Here is a 403-nt window from a genome sequence, read left to right as displayed (position 1 = left end):
CAACGTTGATAGGCAAGATGTGGAAGTGGTGTGAGCCATTAAGCTAACTTGTACTAATTACCCGTGAGGCTTAACCATACAACGCCAAACGCGTTTTATGCGACAGTTTAGACAGAAGTTAATATAACTAAAGTAGATATTACTTAGAAAGATTTAAAAAATATTATCAGATATTTTCCAAATTCAAGAGGTGACTCTTAGCGCGTAGCGTTAACATTGAGGCACCTTGCGCAAAGAAAATGGTAGCACTACGTGCTTGTCATTAATTCTTTGCACCTAATTTGCTTGGTGACAATAGCGTTTTGGACCCACCTGACTCCATGCCGAACTCAGTAGTGAAACGAAACAGCGCCGATGATAGTGTAGCATTTGCTATGTGAAAGTAGGACATTACCAGGCTTCA

Annotated in this window: 1 rRNA gene; it reads left to right on the top strand. The window is 40.2% G+C overall.

What is annotated here, in order from left to right:
- Positions 1-284 precede the first annotated feature (284 nt).
- Positions 285-399 (top strand): 5S ribosomal RNA (gene rrf / locus H5122_RS20015).
- The last annotated feature ends 4 nt before the right edge of the window (positions 400-403 follow it).

This window comes from Pseudoalteromonas sp. SG43-8 (assembly GCF_014164245.1).
Taxonomy (GTDB): domain Bacteria; phylum Pseudomonadota; class Gammaproteobacteria; order Enterobacterales; family Alteromonadaceae; genus Pseudoalteromonas; species Pseudoalteromonas distincta.
Note: the sequence above shows the minus strand (reverse complement) of the source record. Positions and strands in the feature narration are given on the sequence as shown.